Below are 10,851 nucleotides of genomic sequence, written 5' to 3'. Positions count from 1 at the left end.
CTTTTGTCCTTTAATCGCCATAAAAAATGCACCCCCTAGAATTTCATCGGCTAAACCCAGGGGTTTTTCCAATGTCTATTCTAAGGGGTGCACTCCACCATCCGGTAGAGCTGCTGTGTTGAGTACGTTATGTTCAATGTAGAAACGGACTGAATTACATACGCAAACTCTGCTGACAGAAGATTATAACTCTCCGTGCTTACGCGTATAACATGAAGAAGTTTAACTCATGCCCTTGTTGCTTGAGATAATTATAGAGCTGGGAACGGTGATGGAATACATGAGTTAGCGTCTCAATCTGCCATTGCGCCTGAAGGTGTCCATGCTCCATATAAAATGCTTTGGTTGAACGGGTTAATAGATCCTCTTCACTGAGTGAAACGATATAGGCTTTGTACGCTTCTAGATTACTCCACAGCGTTGCCTCTAATTTCTCAATATCCTCGATGCCTGCTAGACTATTCTCAACTTGTCCTACCTCTGCTTCGCCTTTCTCCTGCATGATGGCAAGATCCGAGGCCATAATTTGAATAAAATGGTGCACTAGCTCCACCAGAGAACGCATATTGTCCTGTGGACGGTATGCCCAATCCTCTGGACGAATCAGACGGATAAGTGATGCCCCTGTGCGCACGCCTGTTTCCAATTCTCGAAGCAGATGATCTCTCATTTGCATAGTTCCATTCATATCATAAGTCTCCTTTATCATTCATCTTAGGTTTTAAGTATAACCGAGGGCTTGTCCAATCTATTGTACAAATCGGACATCATCAAATGATGTTCCTTAGCAGCGGTCCGTGGCGTCTCTCCATAGAACTTACGAAAGTGACGAATCAAGTGTGCCTGGTCGTAGAATCCATGTTCAACCGCCAATGCCGCCCAGTCACGCGCCGGATTCCGGTGGATGCTAGCCAGCACACGGTGAAAACGAACGATCTCGCTGAATCGCTTCGGGCTAACGCCGATCCAGCCTGCAAATTTACGGTGTAATTGCCGCTCACTCACAACCTCACGCATGGCGAGTTCATGTACATTCATGCTACCGCCCTCGCTGAATATGCGGTGCAGAACATTTTTCATCAGATCCTGCTCATATGCCGAGATACGCACCGACAACCGTTTCAATGTACCCTCCATGACTCGCACTCGCTCATCAAAGCTATTCGTTGTAGCCAGGCGTTCCCGAAGTTCATCCACCTGGGAAGGCCAGCACTCCTCAAGAGCGATTCTCAGATCTGTGAACGTATCCAGCGGCAATCCATGAAATGAACGTGCCCCGCCCGGAAAAAAACGCACACCAAACGTATAATCCCCTGATGGAACTGCACCTACTGACTGCGGAAACATGAAGGGCTGCGTGTAGTTCCCACAATACGATAACGTATGCTTCGGCTGAGCCGCATCGTATGTTATCAGAATATCCGTACAACCGTCCGGCAATACCCGAGAGGGTACTCCATTCACCTGTTTAGGCAACATGCTCTCTTCTCTATTCGAGAAAAATCCTGATTCCCAATAGCAAGCAATGTACGCCATTAGATCAGCAGAAGGCATTCTCTCCACATAATACGATTGCTCATCCGTACCATTGATCTGAATTGGTCGAAACATCGTATGTAGCGTCACATCCATGAGAACCTTTCCTTCCTCTTCATATCTCTGCTCTGTATACCCATTATGTATGATTCTATCATATCATCATCACGTAACCCGACACAGCCAAAGATACAAAAAAAATGCCCCGCCGGACGATCCGGGCGGAGCCAGTCACACATCTATTTAACACGAGAAGGGGTTTACAAGACTTATATTAGCCCTCGAACCTTAATAGAATCTGAAATTAGGATGAAGAGAAGATCAATTTTATAAAAGGGATTGAACTAACAACTCCACTTTGGTTCACGTACTCATAGTGTTTTGATCAATACTGACGCGATTAACACAGAAGCTGTGGTGACTGTTGTAAATCCACCGACCAGCATCGGCGTCAAAATCTCATCCAGAATCGCTTGACGTTCATTCTCATCACGTCCAACGGAACGACTCACTTCTTCACAGATAATGTAGTCCCCTGGAAAACCAAATAGGGCTGTTAACGCCACAGGCAGACCTTTCAGTGGATCCCATTTGAATATCTTGGAGCCAAGGAATCCCCCGATCATTACCCCAACCACCCCGACTGCGATAATGAACAACACGGGAATAATAGAGCTGACCACTGCATCCACCGTAATCGACTCCATACTTGTCATAACCACGATAATCAGACCGATCATAGCAATGCCTGACGTACTAGCTTTATCCAGAATCCGTGATGGGAATAGCCCGACAAGATGGCCAATAACACCTAACAGCAACGCCCAAATACTGTAGCTAAGCCCGGTTACATTGCCAAGAAAGATGGACAGACTGCCCATAATGAATAAGAATAATAGCAAGATTGGAGCGGTATGGAAACGCTGTGGAAGAAATGTTTTCACATTCGCTTCCTTAATATTTACGTTTCCTGGCGATGGAGTCTTGTTCTCAAAAGCGCCCTGCTTCTGTAGTTTCAGTGCATACCTCCGAAGTAAATTGGTTGCGAGCGGCATGCCCACGAGTGAGTGAATACCAAGAATAACAGCCGGAATCGTAATCAGATGCGCGAGATTCATCTCCTGCAGCTTGGTAGCCGTGATCAGATAAGAGATAATCCCACCGACCACCGGGCTTGACCCGGCAACAGCTGTAGGGTAACCATAAAATGGCGTTACAATCAACAAAATGAGGCCTGTAGCAATAAGTGATCCGAACAGTGAAATCAATATCGCTTTATACTGCGAACGAATCAATTTCAGTGGAATCGAGGTTCCCATGTGCACAATAAGTGGAGCCACCATCAGCGCCCCGAACGCACTCAGTGCAGAGCTTGACACCACGCCTTGCGGAAAGAATCCGGCCCAGTTCAGCAGTAGATAACCGATTAGAACAACGAGCAAGGAAGGAATTCGTGCTTTGGACCAGATGGAGACTAATTCTCCAATAGCTAAAATGACGAGTAATATCGTGGCGATATAAATCGGTTGACTAAACATGGTGACTTCTCCCCATTCTCTATGTTGTCTGCATCTTACTTCAAGCGTTCACCTGATAAATAGACCTGCTCAATATGGGCTGTATTTTCAAGCAGACTAATATCTGTCAACGGATTCACATTCAGTACCAGCAGATCTGCTGACTTGCCCGCCTCAAGGGTACCGATCTCCTCCTCCATCTGCATCGCTTTGGCAGCATCTCGCGTTGCAGCAACAATGGCTTGCATTGGCGTGAAGCCAACATCATCTACAAGTAATCGCAGTTCGAGTGCATTACCGCCATGCTCTACCGGTGCACACGTACAGAAATCCGTACCCGCTGCGATGGTTACACCCGCTTTGTGTGCAATGATCATATTTTCAATATGCTCTTGGTATACACGCTCTGCTTTGCGAGTTCCAAATTCAGGTACACCGTATTTATGCCCCTCTTTGATAATCCGATGCACGATAGCTAGTGTTGGAACGAGAATGGCCTTCTGATCCAGCATCATACCAATGCCTTCTTCATCAATGTAGATTCCATGTTCAATCGTACGCACACCTGCGAGCAACGCATTTTTAATTCCCTGCGTCCCTTGTGCATGTGATGCTACATATGACTGTACCGCCTCAGCTTCATAGACAATCGCCTTCAGTTCATCCAAGCGGAATTGTGACCAGCGTGGGTCATCCTTCTCAGACAACACCCCACCTGTCGAACAAACTTTAATAAAATCTGCACCCTCACGGAACTGCGTGCGTGCGGCCTTAATAACTTCTGGCACACCGTCACATGTCGTGAAAATATTCATTTCGGTCGGAATCATATGAATATCTGCATGTCCACCCGTCTGACTGAGCATATGACGAGACGTTTTGATCCGCGGCCCTTTAACGACACCTTCCTGGATCAGGTCACGAATATACACAGCAACATGGCTGCCGACATCCCGAACCGTTGTGAAACCTGCGTTAATCAGCTTCGGTAGATCCTGTAACGCTCTCCCCATCTGAAGTTCATTTGGCTCAAGAGCCACCGCAGCCATGTTCAGATTCTTCGCTCCGTGAACGTGAACATGTGCATCGATCAATCCTGGCATGATAACTTTTCCAGTTACGTCGACAATCTGAGCTTCTTCTGGGATCTGTACAGTTGCCTTGGCACCTGCTTCTTTAATCTTACCGTTCTCTACCAGAACCACACTATCGGAAACAGGCTCTCCGCCTTGTCCATCTATCAGCAATGCACCTGTAAAAGCAATCATTGAACTCATCAATACTCCACCTCGTTTTCAGATTTGGTTACGCATCATCGTAATGAATGATACGTGTTGTACCTATTCAAGTTAAAGCTATACTGTTGTAACACATTGAAATTGTATTGCGTTAAAGTTACTGACATTATATAAGCTGCAATTGTATAATGTCATTGTTGAGACCAACAGTTTTATATAGATATCCATGGTGATATACACAGCGAAGAAGATACTTCGTTCAAAATTGATATGACTAATGTGATGTATTAACACACGAAAGGAGTAATGCCCATGATGAATGAGACGATTCATTCCTTTATGACACATAGCTTCGGCACCTGTCGGTACGGCATATGGCTCAAGGATGATTATGATGTTGAGTGGAGTAACTGGCTGCTTGTAGGAGAGATGCCCGACAATATCGAGGAAATTTCTCCAGGTTCAGAGTGGAAAATATTTAAATATACGTTTGAATTTCTATCCCATTGCAATATCCGTGTGGCTGTCGATACCCAGAAGCAACTGACCCTCTTACAGAGTGAACGTCTGGAATCCTTGATCCGAGAAGAGCTGCTCAAACAGCAGATCATGAAGGAGCGTGTACATAATGAGCGATGGATGACGGGGCTGAGAGAGCTTACCTGTTCCCTAGAATTAAACGATCTCTTGCTGAAAATTATGGAGAACGCGCTTAAGGTAATTCCATCCTTATCCTGTGGTTTATTTATGATGGTCGATCCCGAATCAGGCAAAATGATTCCTAAAGCCAAGGTTGGTTTTCAAGATAGTGTGTTTCAGTATCAAGGGGAGATTGATGAAGGAATTACTGGAAAGGTATATGAGGAAGGCATCGGCCGTATATACAGTAATCCGGAAGAGGCATACAGGGATATGGCTAACGTTAATCCGGAGAATGCCAGCATTATTGTTAGTGCATTGCCTGACGGTAGTGTAGCGAAAAGCATGATTGCTGTTCCAGTCACGATGAACACGCGTAAAATTGGGGTCATGCTTGTCTATCAATTCACGCAATACAGGCGTTTTGCCCCGCATGACCTGAACGTGATGCAAGGATTTGCGGATCAAGCCGCGATTGCCATCTCGAACGCCACCATGTACTCTGAGCTACTGGAGAAGAACCGTTATCTCGTCAGCCGTAATGAAATTCATAATCAGTTTACCAAACTTTCCATTGAACATGGTTCCTTAGGGCATACCATAGAGAAGGTAGGTTCGATGCTTAACTTGCCTACCTATTATATTGATATGGCGAGAAGTGATTGGTATCCTACGATACCGGAGAGTGCAATGCTTCATGAGGTCAATATCTATAGTTTAATAGAGAATAACTTCGACCCCATGACATTGCCTGGAGACGGAAATTCCGACGTATATCTATATCCGATCGTATATGGTGCGCTTGTGCTCGGTTGTTTCCTCATTGAGCTACATCATCCTCTGCGCCAGCTTGACCATGTTATTCTGGAACAAGGCGGAGCTATTGTCACACTGAATATGATGAATACCTACTCCCTGACAGAGATGACTTATCGCAAAAACCAGGATTATTTCGCTGATCTCGTTCAATATCGGGAACCTCAGCAGTTAGAGAGCAGGCTCGCCGGCTTTCATTTACCAGCGCATCAATCCCTATTCGTCATTCAAGTTCAGCTTCAGAGCGAGCATCTGGATATGAAAACAACGGAAAATTGGGTTCGTAAGCTCATTGGCTTTATTGATAAGGAGCTAGGTACAACTGAGTATCTTCTATTTAATACACACAATAAAATAACGATTCTGGCCGCTGCTTCCGATCCCAAAATCCGGCTGCATGTCATAAACACACTCGAAGTAGCCATACAGAAATGGGCCACCTCTAAGACACCTCAACTCTTAATGGGAATCGGTGGCGTGTACCGTGGTCTGGAGTATGTGTCCAAGAGCAATGACGAGGCTGCGCGCGCACTGTCATTTTTGCTGAAACGCAATAAGGTAGGCAGGATGCTCTATGAAGATATTGGCATTAACAAGCTCTTCCTCAATCAAGAGACGTCGGATATTGAAAACTATATTCATGAAGTTCTAGCACCGCTCCAGCAGCATAAATCAGGTGAACTCGAACTTACGCTCAAAACCTATATTTCCGAGAACCGCTCCGTTCAGGCTACAGCCGAACGATTGCATATTCATAGCAATACACTTTATTTACGCCTACGTAAAATAGAAGAAATTCTAGGTGTAGATCTGAGTGATTCAGAAGGCTGGATGAAGATCTATCTGGCGTTTCATTTAAGCGAAGTATACGCCGTTACACATACACCCTCTATATAAGTTGAATGAGCGAATAGGATGTGAACGAAATCATTGCAATCCATGTAGCTTACGGAAGCTTTCCGGGCTCATGCCGGTATGCCTTTTGAACATGGCGCAAAAGTAACTCGCATTCTCGTACCCAACCCGATGGGCAATTTCGTATATTCGCAGCTGCATCTCGCTAAACATCAATTGCTTGCTGCGATTAATACGCTGTTGATTCACATAGAACAACGGTCTGGTGAATAATGCCCGCTGGAACAATCGACATAAATACTGCGGGGACACCACGGCCACTTCGGCTAGCTCGGCTAGAGACAACGATTGATCTAGATGTTCAGCGATGTATCGCAACACGGGCTTTAACCGCTGTAATTCATCATTGTGATTAGCCGGAGCGATAAGCATTGGTTTAAGATCAAGCAGCAGCGCGTACAACCACTTGGAGCATTCAATCTCATAGTCGGTATCTTCTACACTCTCTTCTCTCACAAGCATATGTTGTAGTCCGTGTAATAGCTTATTAGACCTCAATCTACATACGCGCGAATGGGTAATTCCTGCATACGAGAGCAATTCACTAGCCTCCCTCCCCTGGAAAGAAATCCATGCCAGCTCCCAGCGCTCACTTATGGGCATATAACGATGCGGAATGCCAGGATAGAGGAAAAATACATCACCTGGGCCGACTAGATGCTCCTCATCCTGAATGATCAGTTTCCCTTGCCCTTCAATGACTTGATGGATCTGGTAGTCAGGAAAACCCTGCGGACGATCTGTCTCCTTCTGATGCTCCCAATACCCCACTGTAGTCATATAAATCGGCAAACGAGAGGTCTCATCTGTTTTCCCAAACCTATATTGAGTCTCCACCGGTTCACCACCTTGCCATTTAGTTTCATATTGTGATAGATGTGGGCAATATTCTTTATTTCATAAGTGCCTTTTCAATTTTATAATGACAATATTATAACATTATTGAAGGAGCTGCTGTGATGAGAAACAAATTGAACTACACCCCTCCAGCCAATGGTTATCCTGAATGGAACAATAATCCTGAGACCTTTCAAGTCGGTCGATTAAATGCACATGCTTCAATGATGCCATTTCCGTCTGTTGCGGAAGCATTGAACAATAAAGCAACATCTTCTCCTTGGTACCAGTCCCTGAATGGAGTGTGGAAGTTTGCTTTTGCAGAAACGCCAGATGCTCGAATCACGTCCTTTTACGAGACGAATTACGATTATAGCCAGTGGGACGAGATCCCGGTTCCTTCGCACTGGCAGCTTCAAGGCTATGATTATCCACAATACACGAATATCCGTTACCCATGGTCAGAGCGTGAGCCAGAATTAAAATCACCATTCGCACCAACAACCTATAACCCTGTTGGTTCTTATATTCGAACATTCTCCGTGCCTGCAGACTGGAAGGATCGCCCTGTTCTTCTCCATTTCGCAGGAGTTGAATCTGCGTTCTATGTGTGGGTTAACGGCGAATTAGTCGGTTATAGCGAAGATACCTTCACGCCTTCGGAATTTGATATTAGCGCGTATCTACATGATGGCGAGAACACACTTGCCGTAGAAGTATACCGCTGGTGTGATGCAAGCTGGCTGGAGGATCAAGACTTCTGGCGAATGAGTGGTATTTTCCGTGACGTATATCTGTATTCTCCTTCACCGGTTCAGATTGCTGACTTCTTCGTACAAACTAACCTTGATGCAGCCTATCAGGATGCTGAGCTACAGATCGATGTGAAACTGTTCAATCACAATGCCAGCGTTACAGATGGAATGAGCGTGCAGGCACAGCTCTATGATGCACAGCAGCAAGCGGTGCTGGATCAACCAATACAAGCGGCTGTTTCTTTTGTAAATGATAACAACGAACTAAGCATTCACTTATCTGCAGAGGTAACCAATCCACTGAAATGGAGTGCAGAATTCCCCAATCTATATACATTAGTTCTGTCCATACAGGCAGGCCATGGTGAAACAGTTGAGGCGGTTCGTTCCCGCGTTGGATTCCGCACGTTTGAATTGAAGGACGGTTTGATGAAAATCAATGGTCAACGCATTGTTTTCAAAGGCGTGAATCGCCATGAATTTTCTCCGAAAACAGGACGTGCGATTACCGCTGAGGACATGATCCGTGACATTGAGCTGATGAAATCTTTCAATATTAACGCCGTTCGCACATCACATTATCCTAACCAATCGCTCTGGTACGAATTGTGTGATGAGTACGGCCTCTATGTCATCGACGAGACGAATCTGGAGACACATGGATCATGGTACTACGGACAAAAGGAACTGAATGAGAACAATATTCCTGCAAGCAAGCCAGAATGGCGAGAGAATGTGTTAGATCGCTGTAACTCGATGTTCCAACGGGACAAAAACCACCCGTCCGTCATCATCTGGTCGCTGGGCAATGAATCGTTCGGTGGCGACAACTTCATCGCTATGTACGATTATCTGAAGCAGTCTGACCCAACAAGACTTGTTCATTACGAGGGAACGTTCCATTATCGTCCTTCCGATTCAGCAAGTGACATCGAGTCAACCATGTATATCAAACCTCAACAAGTCGAGGAATATGCCCAGCTGAAGGTGCCTAAGAAACCGTATATCATCTGTGAATACAGCCACGCCATGGGTAACTCATGTGGTGGACTGCATTTATACTGGGATGTATTTGACCGTTATGACATTTTGCAGGGAGCCTTTATCTGGGACTGGATCGACCAGGCGTTGCTCACAACTACAGCAGATGGGATTGAATATCTCGCCTATGGTGGGGACTTCGGAGAATCGCCGCATGACGGGAATTTCTGCGGAAACGGACTGATCCTAGCAGATGGCTCTGTTACACCGAAGCTTGAAGAAGTGAAGAAATGTTACCAGAATGTTCGTATGGAAGCTGTGAATGTACAGGAGGGTATCTTGCGTATCCGTAATCTCTTCCTGTTCACCGATCTGAGCGAATATGATCTTGTATGGACGTTATTACACGACGGTAAGCCTGTCGAGAACGGTAGCCTTGACATTGCCGTAGCACCTGGAGAATCGAGCGAAATTCGGATTCCTTATACACCATCGGCAGATCTTTACCAAGAAGCGGTGTTAACCGTGTCGCTCGTGACCAAGACTGCAACAAAATGGGCAGGCGAAGGTCATGAAGTCGCTTGGGATCAATTCGTTGTATCGCCAAGATTACAACCAAACAAGGCAGCAGAACAAGGCAAAGGTAAATCGTTACTCGTAGAGGATGTGCAGAACGAGTTGAACGTAAGTAGTGACCATGTATCGTTTGTTTTTGATCAAACTACAGGCGCGCTTACCTCCTATCAGCTCAACAAGCAGGAGCAACTCCTTGCACCCGTACGGCCTAATTTCTGGCGTGCTGTGACAGACAATGATCTAGGTAACGGTCTGCCAGAGCGTTCCGGCTTCTGGAAAGATGCTCACGCGACTAGCCAATTCATTCGCTTCGAACATCAAGTGAATGAACAAAACTGCATCGTGACAAGCGATTATACGTGGAATGCACATCCAGGATGCACATTGTCCATTACGTACAAGATGTTCCCGGATGGCACGCTGGAAATACAGCAGCATCTTATTCCAGGTGAAGGTTTACCCGAGCTACCGGAATTCGGCATGTTGCTGCAACTGAATAACGAGCTGGATACGATCGCTTGGTATGGTCGAGGTCCGCATGATAACTATGCAGACCGGCTGACCAGTGCAAGATTAGGATATTACACTGGAGCCGTTCGCGATCAATTCGTTCCGTACCTGAGACCACAGGAATGCGGTAACAAAACCGATGTACGCTATGCTGAAATTACGTCAAGCAATAACACAACCGGTGTCCGCTTCGAATCAGCAACACCGTTCGAGATTAATGCATTGCCATGGACTCCTGAGGAACTTGAGACACATGACCATGTGTACAAATTACCTCACAGCACCCAGACCGTCGCTCGCATCAATTACAAACAAATGGGCGTAGGCGGAGATGATAGCTGGGGTGCGCAAACTCATGCGGAATATACATTGCCCGCTAACCGTGCATATCACTTCACTTTTACGGTTAAACCTGTATAACAAAAAGATGTAATTGAGGAAAGCACCAATAATAGCACTGCTGGACGTATGCCAGTAGTGCTTTTTTTCGCGTGATGATTGATAAGAGATATCCGATGCGTGATGCAAGAT

General features: G+C 45.7%; 7 protein-coding genes. 2 read left to right on the top strand and 5 right to left on the bottom strand.

The window, feature by feature from the left end:
* Positions 1–199: 199 nt before the first annotated feature.
* From ASD24_RS08515 to ASD24_RS08500, 4 genes are all read right to left on the bottom strand, one after another.
* Positions 200–688 (bottom strand): DinB family protein, encoded by a 489-nt coding sequence (locus ASD24_RS08515; protein WP_056694396.1) that lies wholly within the window; start codon positions 686–688, stop codon positions 200–202.
* Between the two features lie 26 nt (positions 689–714).
* Complete coding sequence (locus ASD24_RS08510) at positions 715–1,611, bottom strand: helix-turn-helix domain-containing protein (protein ID WP_327205234.1); 897 nt, start codon at positions 1,609–1,611, stop codon at positions 715–717.
* A gap of 296 nt (positions 1,612–1,907) precedes the next feature.
* Positions 1,908–3,074 carry a hypothetical protein gene (locus tag ASD24_RS08505; RefSeq protein WP_056694392.1) on the bottom strand — a complete coding sequence of 389 codons (1,167 nt, stop codon included), beginning with the start codon at positions 3,072–3,074 and terminating at the stop codon, positions 1,908–1,910.
* A gap of 35 nt (positions 3,075–3,109) precedes the next feature.
* Entirely contained in the window at positions 3,110–4,330 is a 1,221-nt protein-coding gene (locus tag ASD24_RS08500) for a metal-dependent hydrolase family protein (protein WP_056694390.1), read from the bottom strand.
* A gap of 273 nt (positions 4,331–4,603) precedes the next feature.
* Here ASD24_RS08500 and ASD24_RS08495 point away from each other — a divergent pair, with 273 nt between their 5' ends.
* Positions 4,604–6,643: a helix-turn-helix domain-containing protein gene (locus ASD24_RS08495; protein WP_056694388.1), complete on the top strand. Its 2,040-nt coding sequence runs from the start codon at positions 4,604–4,606 to the stop codon at positions 6,641–6,643.
* Positions 6,644–6,673: 30 nt separating this feature from the next.
* Here the strand turns inward: ASD24_RS08495 and ASD24_RS08490 are convergent, their stop codons facing one another.
* A complete protein-coding gene (locus tag ASD24_RS08490; protein ID WP_056694387.1) occupies positions 6,674–7,498 on the bottom strand; it encodes an AraC family transcriptional regulator in 825 nt (274 codons plus the stop codon).
* A gap of 122 nt (positions 7,499–7,620) precedes the next feature.
* On the opposite strand from ASD24_RS08490, the gene ASD24_RS08485 reads away from it, so the two are divergent.
* Complete coding sequence (locus tag ASD24_RS08485; protein ID WP_056694381.1) at positions 7,621–10,740, top strand: glycoside hydrolase family 2 TIM barrel-domain containing protein; 3,120 nt, start codon at positions 7,621–7,623, stop codon at positions 10,738–10,740.
* Positions 10,741–10,851: the final 111 nt, after the last annotated feature.

The sequence above is a fragment of the Paenibacillus sp. Root52 genome (genome assembly GCF_001426865.1).
Lineage (GTDB): Bacteria > Bacillota > Bacilli > Paenibacillales > Paenibacillaceae > Paenibacillus.
The sequence above is the reverse complement of the archived record's forward strand: the minus strand, read 5'-3'. Positions and strand labels throughout refer to the sequence as shown.